Source organism: Cytobacillus sp. BC1816, from assembly GCF_051353635.1.
In the GTDB taxonomy this organism is placed as follows: domain Bacteria; phylum Bacillota; class Bacilli; order Bacillales; family Cytobacillaceae; genus Cytobacillus; species Cytobacillus oceanisediminis_C.
The window spans coordinates 1,219,014-1,235,296 of record NZ_CP195611.1; the positions used below are offsets into that span (position 1 = coordinate 1,219,014).

Sequence of the window (16,283 nt, forward strand, 5' to 3'; positions counted from 1 at the left end):
GCAAGGATAAAAAAAGATATACAGCACCTTTATAGAAATATATATAAAGGAAAAGACGCAAGATAAGAATAAGAGGGAAATTGGATAAGAAAATTCAGAGGGTGTTATGAATGCAGTAAAAAAGGGAAAAGAGCTGTATCACTGGAAGAGGCTGAACTTTCTTATCAGCTCCCAGGATAATTATTATTTCCAAAAGGAGTGCACCACCATTGACAAAGCTTGATTTAAAGAAGTTTGAGAAAAAAATGATTATCAGAAATACACGGCATTCAGATATAGATCATATCATTGCCCTGCAGGAGCTCTGTTTCCCAGGCATGATACCCTGGAAGAAGGATCAGCTTGAGAGCCATCTGGGTATATTCCCTGAAGGCCAGTTTGTTGCAGAATATGATGGGGAAATCATTGGTTCGTGCTCAAGCCTTATTATCAATTTTGATGAGTATGATGACCGTCATTCCTGGGATGACGTAACAGATAAAGGATACATAACAAACCATAATCCGGAAGGCTATAACCTTTATGGAATAGAAGTAATGGTTCATCCGGATTACCGCAGAATGAAAATTGGCCACCGCCTGTATGAGGAAAGAAAAGAGCTTGTCAGATCTTTAAATTTAAAAAGTATCATCATAGGGGGGCGTATTCCGAATTATCATAAATACGCCAAAGAAATGAACCCCCGTGAGTATGTGAACGAGGTTTCACTTCATAAAATCTATGACCCGGTTTTATCCTTTCAGCTCCTGAATGGCTTTACCCTGATGAGGATTAACCCGAACTATTTGCCTGACGATGTGCAGTCAAATAAATATGCAACGCTGATGGAATGGAATAATGTTGATTACAGGCCAATGACCAAGCGTTTTTACAAAACAAGTTACCCGGTCCGTATATGTGTGGTGCAATATTTAATGCGGCAGATTAAATCCTTCGATGAATTTGCCCATCAGGTTGAATATTTTACAGATGTTGCTTCTGATTCCGGTTCTGACTTTGCAGTATTTCCCGAGTTATTTACCACTCAGCTAATGTCCTTTTTGGATGAACGGTCTCCAAGCCTGGCTGTCAGGAAGCTTACGGAATACACTGAGCAATATATCGAGTTATTTACGGATTTGGCAGTCAGGTATAATATCAATATAATTGGCGGCTCTCATTTTGTTAAAGAAGATGATGATGAGATTTATAATATCGCTTATCTTTTCCGCCGCGATGGAACGATTGAAAAGCAGTATAAGCTCCACATTACGCCAAATGAGCGCAAATGGTGGGGGATCAGCCGCGGGGATGAAGTGAAAGTATTTGATACGGATTGCGGAAAAATAGCCATCCAAATTTGCTATGACATTGAATTTCCTGAACTGGCGAGGATTGCAACTGATAAAGGTGCAAAAATTATATTTACACCCTTCTGTACTGAGGATCGCCAAGGATATTTGCGGGTGCGCTATTGTGCTCAGGCCCGCGCTGTTGAAAATCAGATATACACGGTTATTTCAGGGACGGTCGGCAATCTTCCGCAAACAGAGAATATGGATATTCAGTATGCACAGTCTGCCATATTTGCACCATCTGATTTTGAGTTTGCAAGGGATGGCATTGTGGGAGAGACCAATCCAAATATTGAAATGGTCCTGATTGGTGATGTTGATCTGGAAATTCTCCGCCGTCAAAGACAGGATGGCACGGTGCGCCAGCTAAAAGACCGCAGGCATGATATTTACAGCATTAAATATAAGAAGTAATATATAGTTGCTGATTGAGCGCCTTTCACCTGGCGCTCAATGCTTTTCATCGGAAGCATACCTGATTTTAGAGTGAATTTTGTCAAAATAACTCGGATGTTTTTAAAAGGAATATCCGTGTGGAACTCGAAAAGGATATGGTGAAGCTTACTTTAGGAGGTCATACAATGGAATGGAAGACAGCGGCAGAACGATGGATAAACCATGAGAATTTGGACAGTGAATTACTTGAACAGCTGAAACGTCTGCAGGGAAATGAAAAGCTCCTTGAAGAAGCGTTTTATAAGGGACTGGAATTTGGAACGGGCGGCATGCGCGGGGAAATAGGACCGGGAACAAACCGCATGAATTTATATACAGTCCGCAAGGCATCTGCGGGACTTGCCGCATACATAGAAGAAAAAGGATTGGAAGCAAAGAACAGAGGGGTGGCAATAGCATATGATTCACGCCACATGTCCCCGGAATTTGCAATGGAAGCTGCTAAAACCCTTGCAAGCAGAGGCATTCAGACATATGTATTTGACGAGCTGCGCCCAACACCTGAACTTTCATTCGCAGTCCGGTACCTGCATGCCTATGCAGGGATAGTCGTGACAGCTAGCCATAATCCTCCGGAATACAATGGCTATAAAGTGTATGGATCGGACGGAGCTCAGCTGACTCCTGCTGAAGCTGACATTGTAATCGGCAAAGTAAATGAAATAGAAAACGAACTGCTTATTGAAGTGATGGACGAGGACAGTTTAAAAGAGAAAGGCCTTATCACAATGATTGGGGCTACAGTTGATCAGGCCTATCAGAAGCAGCTCCTTACCATTTCCGAAAACCCTGATGCCGCAATGGAAGCGGATGTTCATGTAGTTTTTACACCTCTGCACGGTACAGCGAATAAGCCCGTTAGAGAGGCTTTGGCTGCTTTGGGCTATGAACATGTGCATGTAGTAAAGGAACAGGAGCTGCCGGATCCTGAATTTTCAACAGTAAAGAGTCCTAATCCAGAGGAAAAAATTGCATTTGAACTTGCCATGAGAGATGGAAGTGAAACAAATGCAGATATACTAATTGCCACAGACCCAGACGCCGATCGACTTGGCATTGCTGCAAAGAACAGAGATGGCGAGTATGTCCTTTTGACAGGAAATCAGACAGGTGCGCTGCTGCTTCATTACATACTTTCTCAGAAGAAAGAGAAGAATACACTGCCTGACAATGGCATTATGCTAAAAACGATCGTTACATCAGAATTTGGACGCAGGGTTGCCTCATCTTTCGGTGTAGAAACCATCGATGTTTTAACAGGCTTTAAGTTCATTGCAGAAAAAATCAAGGAATATGAGGAGACGGGTGAATACAGCTTCCTGTTTGGGTATGAGGAAAGCTATGGCTATCTTATTGGTGACTTTGCAAGGGATAAAGATGCTATCCAGGCAGCTTTGCTTGCTGCGGAAATGGCCGCTTTTTATAAAAAGAAGGACATGTCCCTTTATGATGCATTACTTAGTTTATTTGACGAGTATGGCTATTTTCTTGAAGGGTTAAAATCAATGACTCTAAAAGGAATTGAAGGAGCAGAAAAAATCCAGCAGACACTGGCATCCTTCCGTGCTAATCCGATAAAAGACCTTCAAGGAATGAAGGTCCAGGCTGTTGAAGATTACTTAATAGGAATCAGAACGGAAGCAGATGGAAGGGAGAAAGTAATAGACCTGCCAAAGTCCAATGTTATCAAGTATTTCTTCGAAGATGGGACCTGGATCTGCCTAAGGCCATCAGGCACAGAACCGAAGATTAAATTCTATTTTGGGATCAGCGCCTCTTCATTAGCCAGCAGCAAGGAAAAACTGAAATCTGTCCAAAGTGATTTTATGCAAATCGTTGAAGAAAGAATGGGCAGTTCGGTAATACAATAGCGTTAAACATCCAGAAGGTTATTAGCCAGAAAGGAAGATTCGATGTTAAAGGGACAAACGGCAATTGTAACAGGTGCATCAAGAGGTATCGGCAAGGAAATTGCTGTTAAACTGGCCCAGCAGGGCATGAAGCTTACCCTGATTGGAAGCTCAGAGGAAATTTATCAATCTGCTGAAGATCTTAAAAAATTGGGATATGCAGATGTACTGCCCATTCAGGCGGATATTTCAGATGAAGCCGAAATAAAGGATGCAGTTGAAAAAACTCTTCAGAAGTATAAACAGCTTGATCTTCTGGTGAATAATGCAGGGGTGGGCTTTTTTAAACGGGTTGATGAAACAACACTGGACGAGTGGAAAAAGGTCTTTGAAGTAAATGTGCAGGGAGTTTTCCTCGGAAGCAGGGCAGTACTGCCGCACATGAAAGAACGCAAATCCGGTACAATCATTACCATTTCATCAGACGTAGCCAGATACACCATCCCCAATGGATCAGCCTATACAGCTACCAAATATGCAGTGCAGGGCTTTTCAGGATCTTTAGCTCAGGAAGTCAGAGAATACGGCATCCGCGTCGGAACCATTAATCCCGGCATGGTAGATACGTTTTTTGCAGAATCTAAGCAGGGACTTGAAGAGAAAAGAGATTGGCTGAAGGTCGAAGATATCGCCAATGCTGTTGTTTACATGGCATCTGCGCCGAAGCACATGATGATAGACGAAATCGTGCTTCATCCATTTGTACAAAACTATCCAATTGCATAATCGATTCACCGAAGAGGCCTGCTCTTCGGTGTTTTTTCTGTATACAACTTTGGTCGCAGTCCGCCTCCTCCCAAATGCCAAGGAAGAAAGGGAAAAAAAGTTATATAATGAAAGTACATAATATGACAGTTCCAAGGGGGATAAGGGTGTTAGGGGAAAAAAGGCAATCTGAAATCAAAATATTAAAAGAAATAGCAGAAATATTGAATGAAGGAACGGAAATTGATTCCCTTCTTAAAGAGGTTCTGCAAAAATTGCTTCATATTACCGGTCTTGAAACGGGATGGGTATTTTTAATTGATAGCCAAGGGGCTTTCCGCCTGGCAGCAGAAGAGAAACTGCCCCCTGCCCTTACCGCGGATAACTGCAGACCGATGTGCAAGGGAGACTGCTGGTGTATTGACCGCTATAATGACGGCAGGTTAAACAAAGCTTCGAACATTATTGAATGCAAAAGAATAGAAGATGCCATTGCCGAGCAAAGAAAGGATACCAATGGGCTTACCCATCATGCCTCCGTCCCGCTGAGAGCAGGGAAAGAAAAATTTGGGATCCTTAATATCGGCTCGCCTGATAAAACGCATTTTTCACCAGAAGAATTGGCTTTGCTGGAATCAGTGGCTTTTCAGGTTGGAACGGCTATAAAACGAATCAAGCTGACACAGCTCGAACAGGAGACGGCACTTGCTGCGGAAAGAAACAGGCTGGCAAGGGACCTTCATGATTCAGTCAACCAGCTTTTGTTCTCCTTAAGCTTAACTGCGAGAGGAGGGGCTGAAATGACTGATAACCCTGAAATTAAAGAGACCTTTTCCTACATGCAGGATCTCGCACAGGAAGCTTTAAGCGAGATGAGAGCACTTATTTGGCAGCTGAAACCCCGCGGGCTGGAAAATGGGATTGTATGTGCTATGCAGACCTACAGCCAAATGCTTGGCCTGAAGCTCAATTCAAAAGTAAAAGGTGTGATCTGTCTGCCCGGAAAAGTTGAAGAGACACTTTGGAGAATTGGCCAGGAAGCACTGGCAAATTGCAAAAAACACTCTGGTGGATCAACAGCAGATTTAGCATTGACAGTTGATGAAAAAACAGTTGCAATGGTGATTTCCGATTGCGGCAGAGGGTTTCATTATCGTGAAAACGATATCCCTTCTCTCGGTCTCAAAAGCATGAAGAAAAGGACGGAAGCAATGAATGGTTTATTTAAAATAAAAACAGAGCCAAACAAAGGAACGAATATTGAAATTATCATTCCTTTGGAAAAGGGAGGGAAATAGATGGCGATCAAGGTTTTAATAGCGGACGATCATCATGTTGTTAGAAGGGGTCTTGTATTTTTTCTCAAAACACAGCCGGAAATAGAAATCATCGGAGAAGCAAAGAACGGCCGTGAAGCTGTAGAGATGATACAAACGAACCAGCCTGATGTTGTATTAATGGACTTGGATATGCCTGTTATGAATGGTATTGAAGCCACCAGGCAAATTAAAGCAAGCTGCCCTGAAGTGAAAATCATGATACTCACAAGCTTTTCAGACCAGGATCATGTAATTCCGGCAATTGAGGCGGGGGCCTCAGGATATCAGCTGAAGGACATTGAGCCGGATATTCTTGTCCAGGCAATTATCCAGCTAATGAAAGGGGAAAACCAGCTTCATCCAAAAGCCACCTCCCATCTGCTCACACATTTAACGAATAAAAACAGTACAGAAAGACAGCCGCTGGAAGAGCTGACAAAGAGAGAGCTGGAGGTTCTGCGGGAGATTGCAAAAGGGAAGAGCAATAAAGAAATTGCTTCATCCCTTTATATAACAGAAAAGACAGTCAAAACCCATGTTTCCAACTTATTGTCCAAATTGGAACTCGCGGACAGAACACAGGCAGCACTTTATGCAGTTCGTCATGGTATTGCAGAGTCAAATTGAAAAAATCATCCTAAAGTTGCAGAAGATATTTACTGAATTAGTCCTGAGGTAAGTTTTATAAAACTCAGCCATACTGACGATGTTTAAAAACGCATATTTCTATATACTAAATAGTATAGGAACTAAAAGGAGAGTTTATGATGAAGCTTACAATTATTAATGGAAGCCCGCGATTGAAAGGGAGAACAGGAATAGCCTCACGTTATATTGCAAGGAAATATAATGCTGAACTGATCGATTTAAGTCTTGGAGAAATTCCTTTATATAATGGAACAGAAGGTCAATATCAGCTGCCTGCCGTTAAGAATCTGCGCCAGCAGATTGCAGAATCTGATGGAGTCGTTCTTGCTTCCCCTGAGTACCACAGTGCCATGAGCGGAGCCCTAAAGAATGCGCTCGATTTTCTTGGGAGTGAGCAATTTGCGCATAAGCCAGTCGGCTTACTGGTTGTGGCAGGAGGCGGAAAAGGCGGCATTAATGCCCTGAATAATTTAAGAGTTGCCGGCAGAGGTGTATATGCCAATGTTATTCCTAAACAGCTGGTCCTGGATCCGCATTGTTTTGATTATGAAAATGATGGCCTTTATGAAGAACCTGCCAAGCTTGTTGAGGGGTTAATGAAGGAACTTCAGGTATATATGAAGGCATATGGTCAAATGAAGCTGGAATTAAAATAAAAATAAAAATAAAAATAAAAAAACACGGACCAAAAAATCCGTGTTTTTATTATTGGTGGAATTCTTTTATTAGGTTAGTTCATAAAATACAGTATTTGGCAGCTGTTTTTCCGATAATTCATTGGCATGGTCAATATATCTCAGCAGTGAATATAAATGTTTCTCAATGACAGAATAGTCTTTTTCGAAGTTGTAGGCATGTAGAAAATGTTCAATCTTCTTCGAAAGAAATTGATCATCTGTTCTGACCATCAGGATCAGCAGGTTATCCCATTCTGACCGGTGCGTATAATATAGCGCCCGGTCATAATCCACTTTATTCATTTGTCCTCTCCTCCTCTTTCAGGAGTTGATTATAGTTTATGATGATGCTGAATTTTATTTCGAAGTAAATCTTGGACTTGTTGATTTACAAGGGTTTTCATCATTTACCTGTATATTGGCCACATCCATTTATAAGACAATTCCATACATAAAATTAAAGACTGAGCCAAAAATATAATTAACGACACATGCTTTGGAGGAAAAATGAAAAAGTATTTATCGATGTTTATGCTGGTTTGTTTATTAGCCGGGGGAGGCTCATTTGCAGGAGCTGTCCAAAAACCGGATTATGAAAAGTATGGGAGAATTGCCATCGCAGTTGTTAAGGAAGACTATCCTGGGGAAGAAGTAGTGGATTATCAGTATGGAGGAAGGAAAAAAGTTACCGAAACAGATGTGACAGACACCTTCACTTTTACTGTAAAGGAAGATGGGAAGCCTGTAACCGTGCTGGTCAGGGTCACACATAACCTTAAGGATAACAAAGCGGTTAGCCTATCTGTAGAGAGAAAAACGCAGTAAGCTCCTTCGGGGGCTTTTTTCATTGTATTTGGCAAACAAACTCCTTATTTAAAATAATGATAAAAAAATATTTTTCTGATAATCTTGGATTATGAATATTACCGTAAAATTATGGGGAGTGAGTTTTTTGAAGGAATCAATTCTTGTTGCGGAGGATGAAGCTAAAATTGCGAGGCTTCTGGAAATTGAACTTGAATTCGAGGGCTATCAAGTGACAAAGGCAATGGATGGTTATCAGGCAATGGAGTTATACCGGACTGGAAGCTGGGACTTAATTATTCTGGATATCATGCTTCCTGGGTTTAGCGGAATAGAAATTCTGCGAAGAATTCGCAGCAAGGATAAACATACCCCCATTTTGCTCCTGACGGCTAAAAGCTCAGTGGAAGATAAAGTATCTGGTTTAGACTTGGGTGCGAATGATTACATAACAAAACCCTTCCAGATTGAAGAGCTGCTTGCCAGAATACGAGCTGCACTAAGAATAAAGTCAGCAGGTACAGAGGAACCTGCAGTTCATGACTGTCTGGAAGTGTCGGATTTAAAGCTCAATGAAAAAACAAGAGAGGTAAGCCGGGGAGATCAGCACATAGAACTCACCCCAAGAGAATTTGATTTACTTGTTTATTTAATGACAAATAAAAGACAGGTCCTGAACAGGGAACAGATTTTGGAGGCCGTTTGGGGATATGACTTTTTGGGGGACACAAATGTGGTTGATGTCTATATCCGATATTTGCGCAAGAAAATAGACATGCCTGAGAGGCCTGCTCTTATTCAAACAATTCGCGGAGTAGGGTATGTATTAAAGGAGACGAAATGAATCTTAGGAAGAAAATATATTTGTATACAACCGTTCTCTTTGCAGTACTTCTGCTTATCATGAATATTGCTGTGTATGCTGTTTTCAGCAAATTAATATATGAAAATGAGCAGGCAGCCATTTCAAATGAAATGGCTAATATTACAAAGATTGCGCAAAGTTCAATCGGGGAGGTTCCGGAAACTGAACTGCTTAGGGCCCTTGTTCCTACAAGTGGAATGGTAAGACTGGTTCAGCCAGACAATAAGGCAGTAACTTCCACATCCCTGGATGAAAAGGCGCTCAGTGAAATTCCTGCAGAGTATATCAGCAGTGAATTGATAAAAACAATGGAAAGTGATAAGAAGGTATATATGTTTGCGTCTGCACCTGTGATCCTTCCAGACGGTGAAATAGGGAGCTTTCAGCTGACCAGAAGCATGGAAAGTGCAGAAAAAATATTAAGGACTCTACGCTTTGTTCTAGGGATTGTCACAGTCCTGGCAATGATTCCAGTTCTAATTTCCAGTGCTATCCTTAGTAAGTTTATTACAAGGCCTGTTGCGACAATGACAGCCACCATGAAAGAAATTAGAAAAAGCGGTCAATTCAAGCGTCTTGAACTGGAGGGGAAATCCCAGGATGAGCTGCATCAAATGGGTGAAACCTTCAACCATATGATTGATCTTCTGGAATCCAATTATGAAAAGCAAAAACTTTTTATATCAAATGCTTCCCATGAATTAAAAACCCCATTAACTGTTATTGAGAGTTATTCAAGCCTGCTTAAGAGAAGGGGATTGAAAGAACCTGAATTATTTAATGAATCAATAGAAGCCATTCATTCAGAGGCATTAAGAATGAAGGAAATGACAGAACAGCTTCTTTTGCTTGCACGGCATGATGACCAGTGGATGCTCGATTTGAAATTGATAGATCTTAACCGTTTTTTAACCCAAGTCATTCGGACTTATGGAGATGCTTTTAAAAGGACTATACAGTTGGAATTCAATTTGGCTGGAAATACCTTTATTCAAACAGATGAGAATAAATTAAAGCAGCTCCTGTTTATTTTTCTGGATAATGCCAGGAAATACAGTGACGATGTCATAAGGGTTACTGCCCGGGCAGAGAAAAGTGAAGTTTATATCCGGATTGAAGATCGCGGCATGGGTATTCCCGAGAAGGATTTACCAAGAGTGTTTGACCGTTTTTACCGGGTAGATGAGGCGAGAAACAGGAAAACAGGAGGATCGGGACTGGGACTGTCCCTTGCCAAAGAAATTGCTGATGCTCTTGGGGTTGAGATTAGGCTCGAAAGTACTGAAGGAGTAGGAACTGCAGCATCCATAAGCATTAAAATAACTTAACCATTCTCATCATTTTCTCATTTTATTATCAGATAATAGAGAAATAAGATAAGTGGAGAGGTGTAAGGAAATGAAGAATAAACTTATAATAATTTCAGCTTCGGGGCTTCTGCTTGCTGCGCTCCTTGTATTTGCTGCAGTACAATTCACAAATGTTTCCTCTTCAGAATCAATTACGGAGAGTGAAGCCAGGGAAATAATAAAAGACCGATATCAGGGGGAAATTCTGAATTTGAAAAAAGTGAACAGCACTTATTTGATTGAAATGAAAAGAGACCAAGGGTTCTATCAAATCAAGCTGAGTGAAAAAAGGGGAGAAATTCTTTCTTTTGAAAAAAAAGATCAGATTTCTAATGCTGAACAGAAGCAGCTTGATGAAGAAAAAATAAAGGAAATTATTCAAGCAGAAGAAAATGGTGAATTACTCTCCCTGAAAAAAGTGACTCAAAAAGAAAAGTCAGCCTTCGAGGCAATCGTTCAGAAAGATGAAGAGAAGATTAAGATTACTGTTGATGCTCTGAATGGAGAAATTTTATCCCGTGTCGCTGAGGAAAATAAGGGCCCTGTCAAAAATCTAACCGAAGAGGAAGCTGTCCAAATTGCTCTTAAAAATGAACCTGGGGAAGTGGATGATATCAGCTTTGGAGAAACAGACAAGGGACCATATTATCTTGTTGAGATAGAAAAAGATGATGGCAGGGAGGCAGCTGTCGAGATCCATGCTATTACAGGAAAAGTGTTGTCGGTTACCTGGGATGATTAATCCCTTTCTCATCAAATTTTAATTTTCTTATCCTTTTTCTCTCATTTTCACCGGTTATATTGAACTTGTAGAAAAGAAAAAGGAGGAAAAATAAAATGAACAAAAAATTTACAGTTATTTCTTTGGCAGGAGCCTTATTGCTGGGTGGTGCTGTTGCAGCAGGTGCAGCAGATACGAATGGAGAAGGAAGCACTTGGAGTAAAAAAGAAACTGGACAGGATTTGATCACTGTTGAAGAAGCTAAGAAGATTGCTCTTTCAGAGGCAGAGGGAAGAGTAGAGAGCATTGAATTGGAAAGAGCAAATGGCAAACAGTATTATGAAATTGATATTGAGAACGGGAGAGAAGATTTCTATATTAAAGTTCACGCCTTAGATGGAGAAGTCATTTCAATTAATAAAGAGCGAAATGACGATGATGACAATGATCAGTCCGAAAAAGAGGTAAATGGGGAAAATGTAATCTCCGAACAAAAGGCTATTGAAATAGCTGAAAAAGAAGTTAATGGAACGATGAAAGAAATTGATATAGACGAAGACAATGGACAAATCCTATATGAAGTTGAGCTGCAAACAAATAAAGGCGAAGCAGATGTTGATATTGATGCTGAAACAGGAAAGGTATTAAAAGTCGAATTGGACGACTAATGTCTAATCGAAAGCGGGGCGAAATGCTCCGCTTTTTGCTTTAATTTGTTACAAGCTTATGGAGAGACTACTCATCAATTCTCTTGTTGGTTCATAGATTATGGTAAGGACTAAAAGGGGGAGTGGCAATGCGAGAAGAAGAAAATAAGTCATTGGAATATGCCATTCAGGAAATTACTGAAATTGCAAATGGGTTTGGGTTGGACTATTACCCGATGAGGTATGAGATTTGTCCTGCAGAAATCATTTATACATTCGGCGCTTATGGCATGCCGACCAGGTTTTCGCATTGGAGCTTTGGAAAACAGTTTCACAAGATGAAATTGCATTATGATTTAGGATTATCAAAAATTTATGAGCTTGTAATCAATTCGGATCCTTGCTATGCATTTCTGCTCGATTCCAATGCCCTTATTCAAAACAAATTAATTGTGGCACATGTTTTAGCACACTGCGATTTCTTTAAAAATAATGTCCGTTTTCAAAACACAAAGAGGGACATGGTAGAGAGCATGGCTGCAACCGCAGAAAGAATCAGGCAATATGAAATTGAGTTTGGGAAGAAGGAAGTGGAAACTTTCCTGGATGCAGTGCTGGCAATTGAAGAACATATTGATCCGTCTCTTATGAGACCGAAGCTCACATGGAGTACGGAAGATGAATATGAAAGCAGCGGTGATACGGCAGCGCCTAGCCCTTATGATGATTTATGGGGTTTGGATGAAAGGAACAAGAAGCATGAGCCGAAGAAGAAGAAAAAGAAATTCCCTCCAAAACCTGAAAAGGATTTACTATTATTTATTGAAAGCTACAGCAGGGAGCTGACCGATTGGCAGCGGGATATATTAACTATGATGCGGGAAGAAATGCTCTATTTTTGGCCGCAGCTAGAAACAAAAATCATGAATGAGGGCTGGGCTTCCTATTGGCATCAGCGTATTTTAAGGGAAATGGATTTGACATCTGCAGAAGCGCTTGAATTTGCCAAATTGAATGCAGGAGTGGTTCAGCCGTCAAGAACCGGAATCAATCCATATTATCTGGGTCTGAAAATTTTTGAAGATATCGAAGAAAGGTATAACAATCCGACGCAGGAAATGAAGAGACGCGGTGCAGTTCCAGGTTCAGGCAGGGAAAAAATGTTTGAGGTACGTGAAATCGAATCAGATATTTCTTTTTTGAGAAATTATTTAACAAAAGACCTTGTCATGAGAGAAGATATGTATCTTTTCCAAAAGCAGGGAAAGGATTATAAAGTTGTTGATAAACAGTGGGAGCATGTTCGTGATCAGCTTGTCAGCATGCGTGTAAATGGAGGATTCCCGTATTTGACGGTTAATGACGGCGATTATATGAAGAATGGAGAGCTTTACCTAAAGCACTGGTTTGAAGGAGTGGAGCTTGATCTTAAGTATCTAGAAAAAGTACTGCCATACGTATACCAGCTTTGGGGAAGAGGAGTCCATATGGAAACCATGGTTGAAGGCAAAAATATGCTTTTCACTTACGACGGGAAGAGCATTCATAGAAAATACTTATAATAATGGAGGACGAACCACATCTGATGTGGTTCGTCTTTTTCAGGTTTAGCTACAAACAGGTTTATGAAAAAATGGGCAGGATATAAACTAAATACTTTCTTCCTTTGGAGTATTGCAGTAATATTAACGTGTACAGGCGGGGGTATTGGGAATAGGTTATTTGATGACTTGCCAGTTACTGATATTTAGCTTGAATCCATTTATAAACATAAGAAAGGATGATAAACTTGAAAATTACAGATTCAGCTCGGAACCTATTGAAGCAAGTGTTTCAAGAGAAAGATGCGGGCAGCATTAGAGTTTACTTCGCAGGCTTTGGCTGAGGAGGCCCACAAATTGGACTGGCTCTGGATGAGCCGGAAGCAGATGATATGATTGAAACAATAAATGAAATCCAGGTGGCAATCGACCCGGAAATCAAACCGCATACGGAAAGTATGATTCTAGACTATGATCAGGAAAATGAAAGACTAGTCTTGTTAGGCAATGAAAGCGACTGCTGCTAAATCAAAAACACCCGCTTGGGTGTTTTTTTATTTTAAAAAACTAAGGTATTGACTATATACCTATTAGGGTATATTGTATGAATTGTAATTGAATTATTTATGCAGAGGAGAGAAATATGCTGCTGATTTTTTTAACCTTGCTGCTAGGCAGTTTCCCATTAATTAAAAGGTATTATCCTGTTAGAGACATCCCTTGTTATCATTTGGATCAATGCCTGCCCAAGGAAGGCATAGCACTGCTGGATGTCAGGGATTATAATGTTTCCTGTCATTGTGAAATACCCGGAGCGATCAATCTGCCCATTCCATATATAAATAGGCATATAAAAGATATACCTTATAACCAAATCCATTTAGTTGCATCCAGTTCATTAGAGGAAAATATTGGAATAAGGTTGCTCCGAAAAAAAGGGTTTAATATAGTTGGTTTTTCAATGCCTGATTGCCAATGTGTAAAATAAAACTATAATGGGGTGAAGCTTGTGCTGTTCGATGCAAAAACTAAAAATCGAATCAAAAGGGCGGAGGGCCAACTTAGAGGGATTTTAAAAATGATGGAGGATGAAAAAGATTGCAAATCTGTTATTACCCAGCTAACAGCTTCAAGATCAGCAATTGATAAAGCAATTGCAGTTATTGTCAGTTCGAATCTTGAACAATGCATTATTGAAAACTCGGAAAAGGGAATTGAGAGTTCCATGATGATTGAAGAAGCTGTCAACTTACTTGTTAAAAGCAGATGATGGTTAGTTGACTTCCTTTTTTTATTTAGTTATAATATACCCTACAGAGTATTATTAACCGAGTATAAAAAATTTTGAATCACCTAAATTCGGAGGGAAGCAAATGACTATTGCAAATGGAATTATTATCGCCCTGCTTATTATTTTTCTGGCTCAGAAGCTGATTCCGGTAAAGGGCGTAAAGCAGTTGACAACTGCTCAGCTCAAGAATGAAATGAAGGACAAAACAAAGCAATATATTGATGTGAGAACATCAGCAGAATTCAACAGCTTCCATATTACGGGATTTAAGAACATACCTCTTCATCAGCTTCACCAGAAAATGGGACAGCTATCAAGGGACAAGGAAATAGTTGTTATCTGCCAAAGCGGAATGAGAAGCAGCAAAGCAAGTAAAATGCTAAAAAAATCTGGATATAAGAACATTACTAACATAAAAGGCGGAGTAAGCGCCTGGAGATAAAGGGGAGAATATTATATGAAAACAACTACTGTGAAAGAAGTTGAGCAGCAACTTGCTGCCGGAGTAAATTTAAATATCATTGATGTGCGTGAAGCAGATGAAGTAAAAGAAGGAAAGATACCTTCAGATATTCATATTCCGCTTGGATTAGTTGAATTTCGTATGCATGAGCTGGATAAGAATCAAGAATATGTTATGGTTTGCCGATCAGGCAACCGCAACGGATTAGCTGCACGCTTACTTGAAGGGCAGGGGTTTAGTGTAATTAACATGCTTGGCGGTATGATGAATTGGGAAGGGCCATTAGATTATTGATCTGCAAAACAACCAAGAATAGGGTATTGACAGAAAGTCAAATATACTCTAGTATATACCCTGTTAGGTATTTAAGTTCTTTTTAAAAGCGATAAGAAATAAATATATTTTTTTGATTATAAATATACCCTATAGGGTAAAGGGAGGATAAAAGATTGGAAAAGAAAAAAACAACAATTGTTCTATTCAGCGGAGATTATGACAAAGTGATGGCGGCTTATATTATTGCAAACGGTGCAGCTGCTTACGATCATGAGGTAACCATCTTTCACACTTTCTGGGGACTGAATGCTCTTAGAAAAGATGAGCCAATTCAAGTTAAAAAAACATTTATGGAAAAAATGTTTGGCAAAATGATGCCAAGAGGTCCGGAAAAGATGGGCTTATCGAAAATGAATATGGCTGGAATGGGTCCTAAGATGATAAAAGATATTATGAAAAAGCACAACACTATGCCAGTAAGCGACCTTATTGAAATGGCTAAAGAACAGGACATTAAGCTTGTAGCATGTCAAATGACTGTTGACCTTCTTGGATTTAAACAGGAAGAAATAATTGATGGTGTGGAATTTGCCGGAGTAGCTGCTTATCTTGCAGATGCAGAAGACGGCAATGTCAACTTATTTATCTAAAAATATAAGGAGGAATTATAAATGGAAGTTTTAAAAACAAACTTTTCAGTAGATGCAAAGGGGCTTGCCTGCCCAATGCCGATTGTAAGAACGAAAAAAGCAATCAATAATCTGAATCCGGGGGAAGTGCTTGAGGTGCTTGCAACAGATAAAGGTTCAAAAGCAGATATCCAGGCTTGGGCAAAAAGCTCGGGACACCAATATCTTGGCACCATGGAAGAAGGCGAAGTGCTTAAGCACTATATACGAAAAGCAGGTGAAAATGAAGAGCGCGAAGCTGCAACTTTTGAGCCTGTTGCCTCTAACGATGATCTTTTAAAAGAGATGGAGTCAAATAATGATATAGTTGTTCTAGATGTCAGGGAACCTGCTGAATATGCATTCGTCCATATTCCCAATGCCATTTCTATCCCCTTCGGAGAATTGGAGGAGAGAATTAGCGAGCTGAACCAGGATAAAAAGATTTTTGTAGTATGCCGTACAGGGAGCAGAAGTGATATGGCATCCCAGGTATTAGCTGAAAAAGGCTTCTCGAATGTAATTAATGTAGTCCCGGGGATGTCTGAATGGAATGGACCAACAGAAACGAAGCTTAACTAAAAAATTTTTAAACATAACTATACATCA

Annotated in this window: 20 protein-coding genes; 19 read left to right on the forward strand and 1 reads right to left on the reverse strand. The window is 40.1% G+C overall.

What is annotated here, in order from left to right:
* Positions 1-245 precede the first annotated feature (245 nt).
* The 6 genes from ACR42H_RS06505 to ACR42H_RS06530 all read left to right on the forward strand — a co-directional run bounded on the left by ACR42H_RS06505 (position 246) and on the right by ACR42H_RS06530 (position 7,028).
* Positions 246-1,748 carry a carbon-nitrogen hydrolase family protein gene (locus ACR42H_RS06505; protein ID WP_113883565.1) on the forward strand — a complete coding sequence of 501 codons (1,503 nt, stop codon included), beginning with the start codon at positions 246-248 and terminating at the stop codon, positions 1,746-1,748.
* Between the two features lie 167 nt (positions 1,749-1,915).
* Positions 1,916-3,661, forward strand: a complete 1,746-nt coding sequence (locus ACR42H_RS06510) for a phospho-sugar mutase (protein WP_436375169.1) — start codon at positions 1,916-1,918, stop codon at positions 3,659-3,661.
* 42 nt (positions 3,662-3,703) lie between these two features.
* Positions 3,704-4,426 carry an SDR family oxidoreductase gene (locus ACR42H_RS06515; protein WP_436375171.1) on the forward strand — a complete coding sequence of 241 codons (723 nt, stop codon included), beginning with the start codon at positions 3,704-3,706 and terminating at the stop codon, positions 4,424-4,426.
* 107 nt (positions 4,427-4,533) lie between these two features.
* Positions 4,534-5,703, forward strand: a complete 1,170-nt coding sequence (locus tag ACR42H_RS06520) for a GAF domain-containing sensor histidine kinase (RefSeq protein ID WP_436375173.1) — start codon at positions 4,534-4,536, stop codon at positions 5,701-5,703.
* On the forward strand, positions 5,704-6,351 hold the full coding sequence (locus ACR42H_RS06525) for a response regulator (protein WP_258745907.1): 648 nt from the start codon (positions 5,704-5,706) through the stop codon (positions 6,349-6,351).
* A gap of 140 nt (positions 6,352-6,491) precedes the next feature.
* A complete protein-coding gene (locus ACR42H_RS06530; protein WP_113883513.1) occupies positions 6,492-7,028 on the forward strand; it encodes an NADPH-dependent FMN reductase in 537 nt (178 codons plus the stop codon).
* A 69-nt stretch (positions 7,029-7,097) separates the two neighbouring features.
* On the opposite strand, the gene ACR42H_RS06535 is transcribed toward ACR42H_RS06530, so the two are convergent.
* Entirely contained in the window at positions 7,098-7,352 is a 255-nt protein-coding gene (locus ACR42H_RS06535) for a YhdB family protein (protein WP_009331507.1), read from the reverse strand.
* A gap of 204 nt (positions 7,353-7,556) precedes the next feature.
* Here ACR42H_RS06535 and ACR42H_RS06540 point away from each other — a divergent pair, with 204 nt between their 5' ends.
* From ACR42H_RS06540 to ACR42H_RS06600, 13 genes are all read left to right on the forward strand, one after another.
* Positions 7,557-7,874, forward strand: coding sequence for a DUF3889 domain-containing protein (locus ACR42H_RS06540; protein ID WP_113883512.1), 318 nt, complete (start codon positions 7,557-7,559; stop codon positions 7,872-7,874).
* 127 nt (positions 7,875-8,001) lie between these two features.
* On the forward strand, positions 8,002-8,697 hold the full coding sequence (locus ACR42H_RS06545) for a response regulator transcription factor (RefSeq protein ID WP_113883511.1): 696 nt from the start codon (positions 8,002-8,004) through the stop codon (positions 8,695-8,697).
* Positions 8,694-10,046, forward strand: a complete 1,353-nt coding sequence (locus ACR42H_RS06550) for a HAMP domain-containing sensor histidine kinase (RefSeq protein ID WP_436375176.1) — start codon at positions 8,694-8,696, stop codon at positions 10,044-10,046. The genes ACR42H_RS06545 and ACR42H_RS06550 overlap by 4 nt, the downstream gene beginning before the upstream one ends.
* A gap of 70 nt (positions 10,047-10,116) precedes the next feature.
* Positions 10,117-10,809, forward strand: a complete 693-nt coding sequence (locus ACR42H_RS06555) for a PepSY domain-containing protein (RefSeq protein WP_436375178.1) — start codon at positions 10,117-10,119, stop codon at positions 10,807-10,809.
* A 95-nt stretch (positions 10,810-10,904) separates the two neighbouring features.
* A complete protein-coding gene (locus ACR42H_RS06560; RefSeq protein ID WP_436375180.1) occupies positions 10,905-11,456 on the forward strand; it encodes a PepSY domain-containing protein in 552 nt (183 codons plus the stop codon).
* A gap of 128 nt (positions 11,457-11,584) precedes the next feature.
* Positions 11,585-12,997, forward strand: coding sequence for a SpoVR family protein (locus ACR42H_RS06565; RefSeq protein WP_436375181.1), 1,413 nt, complete (start codon positions 11,585-11,587; stop codon positions 12,995-12,997).
* Positions 12,998-13,368: 371 nt separating this feature from the next.
* Positions 13,369-13,503 carry a hypothetical protein gene (locus ACR42H_RS06570; RefSeq protein ID WP_258549823.1) on the forward strand — a complete coding sequence of 45 codons (135 nt, stop codon included), beginning with the start codon at positions 13,369-13,371 and terminating at the stop codon, positions 13,501-13,503.
* Positions 13,504-13,619: 116 nt separating this feature from the next.
* Positions 13,620-13,964, forward strand: coding sequence for a rhodanese-like domain-containing protein (locus ACR42H_RS06575; RefSeq protein ID WP_436375183.1), 345 nt, complete (start codon positions 13,620-13,622; stop codon positions 13,962-13,964).
* 21 nt (positions 13,965-13,985) lie between these two features.
* Complete coding sequence (locus ACR42H_RS06580) at positions 13,986-14,246, forward strand: metal-sensitive transcriptional regulator (RefSeq protein ID WP_436376864.1); 261 nt, start codon at positions 13,986-13,988, stop codon at positions 14,244-14,246.
* Positions 14,247-14,349: 103 nt separating this feature from the next.
* Positions 14,350-14,709, forward strand: coding sequence for a rhodanese-like domain-containing protein (locus tag ACR42H_RS06585; protein ID WP_113883504.1), 360 nt, complete (start codon positions 14,350-14,352; stop codon positions 14,707-14,709).
* 15 nt (positions 14,710-14,724) lie between these two features.
* The gene (locus tag ACR42H_RS06590) at positions 14,725-15,024 is read left to right on the forward strand and encodes a rhodanese-like domain-containing protein (RefSeq protein ID WP_436375185.1); all 300 of its coding nucleotides are present in this window, start codon (positions 14,725-14,727) and stop codon (positions 15,022-15,024) included.
* 155 nt (positions 15,025-15,179) lie between these two features.
* Complete coding sequence (locus ACR42H_RS06595; protein WP_113883502.1) at positions 15,180-15,656, forward strand: DsrE/DsrF/DrsH-like family protein; 477 nt, start codon at positions 15,180-15,182, stop codon at positions 15,654-15,656.
* 21 nt (positions 15,657-15,677) lie between these two features.
* Complete coding sequence (locus tag ACR42H_RS06600; protein WP_436375187.1) at positions 15,678-16,256, forward strand: sulfurtransferase TusA family protein; 579 nt, start codon at positions 15,678-15,680, stop codon at positions 16,254-16,256.
* Positions 16,257-16,283: the final 27 nt, after the last annotated feature.

Excerpts from the sequence above, each read along its gene's own strand:
- ACR42H_RS06505 (WP_113883565.1), top strand. The coding sequence starts at position 246 with ATGATTATCAGAAATACACGGCATTCAGATATAGATCATATCATTGCC.
- ACR42H_RS06510 (WP_436375169.1), top strand. The coding sequence starts at position 1,916 with ATGGAATGGAAGACAGCGGCAGAACGATGGATAAACCATGAGAATTTG.
- ACR42H_RS06515 (WP_436375171.1), top strand. The coding sequence starts at position 3,704 with ATGTTAAAGGGACAAACGGCAATTGTAACAGGTGCATCAAGAGGTATC.
- ACR42H_RS06520 (WP_436375173.1), top strand. The coding sequence starts at position 4,534 with ATGAAAGTACATAATATGACAGTTCCAAGGGGGATAAGGGTGTTAGGG.
- ACR42H_RS06525 (WP_258745907.1), top strand. The coding sequence starts at position 5,704 with ATGGCGATCAAGGTTTTAATAGCGGACGATCATCATGTTGTTAGAAGG.
- ACR42H_RS06530 (WP_113883513.1), top strand. The coding sequence starts at position 6,492 with ATGAAGCTTACAATTATTAATGGAAGCCCGCGATTGAAAGGGAGAACA.
- ACR42H_RS06535 (WP_009331507.1), bottom strand. The coding sequence starts at position 7,352 with ATGAATAAAGTGGATTATGACCGGGCGCTATATTATACGCACCGGTCA.
- ACR42H_RS06540 (WP_113883512.1), top strand. The coding sequence starts at position 7,557 with ATGAAAAAGTATTTATCGATGTTTATGCTGGTTTGTTTATTAGCCGGG.
- ACR42H_RS06550 (WP_436375176.1), top strand. The coding sequence starts at position 8,694 with ATGAATCTTAGGAAGAAAATATATTTGTATACAACCGTTCTCTTTGCA.
- ACR42H_RS06555 (WP_436375178.1), top strand. The coding sequence starts at position 10,117 with ATGAAGAATAAACTTATAATAATTTCAGCTTCGGGGCTTCTGCTTGCT.
- ACR42H_RS06560 (WP_436375180.1), top strand. The coding sequence starts at position 10,905 with ATGAACAAAAAATTTACAGTTATTTCTTTGGCAGGAGCCTTATTGCTG.
- ACR42H_RS06565 (WP_436375181.1), top strand. The coding sequence starts at position 11,585 with ATGCGAGAAGAAGAAAATAAGTCATTGGAATATGCCATTCAGGAAATT.
- ACR42H_RS06570 (WP_258549823.1), top strand. The coding sequence starts at position 13,369 with ATGATTGAAACAATAAATGAAATCCAGGTGGCAATCGACCCGGAAATC.
- ACR42H_RS06575 (WP_436375183.1), top strand. The coding sequence starts at position 13,620 with ATGCTGCTGATTTTTTTAACCTTGCTGCTAGGCAGTTTCCCATTAATT.
- ACR42H_RS06585 (WP_113883504.1), top strand. The coding sequence starts at position 14,350 with ATGACTATTGCAAATGGAATTATTATCGCCCTGCTTATTATTTTTCTG.
- ACR42H_RS06590 (WP_436375185.1), top strand. The coding sequence starts at position 14,725 with ATGAAAACAACTACTGTGAAAGAAGTTGAGCAGCAACTTGCTGCCGGA.
- ACR42H_RS06600 (WP_436375187.1), top strand. The coding sequence starts at position 15,678 with ATGGAAGTTTTAAAAACAAACTTTTCAGTAGATGCAAAGGGGCTTGCC.